This is a genomic window from Arthrospira sp. PCC 8006, from assembly GCF_046480465.1.
GTDB classification, from domain to species: domain Bacteria; phylum Cyanobacteriota; class Cyanobacteriia; order Cyanobacteriales; family Microcoleaceae; genus Limnospira; species Limnospira platensis.
The window spans coordinates 1-399 of sequence record NZ_PKGG01000583.1 but is presented as its reverse complement, the minus strand read 5'-3'; the positions used below and the strand labels follow the sequence as shown (position 1 = coordinate 399).

The 399-nt window shown below is 43.4% G+C and carries 1 protein-coding gene; it reads right to left on the bottom strand.

Going from position 1 to position 399, the window contains the following annotated elements; genetic code table 11:
• The coding region (locus B9T16_RS29485; RefSeq protein ID WP_410246479.1) for a Uma2 family endonuclease at positions 1-399 on the bottom strand (399 nt) is incomplete at both ends.

Sequence of the window (399 nt, the reverse complement as noted above, 5' to 3'; positions counted from 1 at the left end):
CCTCTATCGGCACACTTAATCCAATACTTTTTAGCTCGACAACATCGCCCGGTCGATAGCTCAGAATTAACCAATCCCCCGCCTCGTTTTGGTGATACATATCGATCGCAATCTCCTCCGAACTGGCTAATAAATAATCCACCAAATTCTGATTTTGGCGGTACATTTCAAACTTCTTGCCCCGGTCATAAGCCTCAGTGCTGGGGGATAAAACCTCGACAATTAGACAGGGATAGGTAATGTATTGTGTATGCTCACGATCGCGATCGTCACAAGTCACACTCAAATCAGGATAAGTATAGTTAGAGGTATCAAGAATATTGACCTTTAGATCCGAATTAAAAACTCGACATCGACTTCCCCGCAAGTGCGCTTTGATGAGGCTGACGATATTAATTT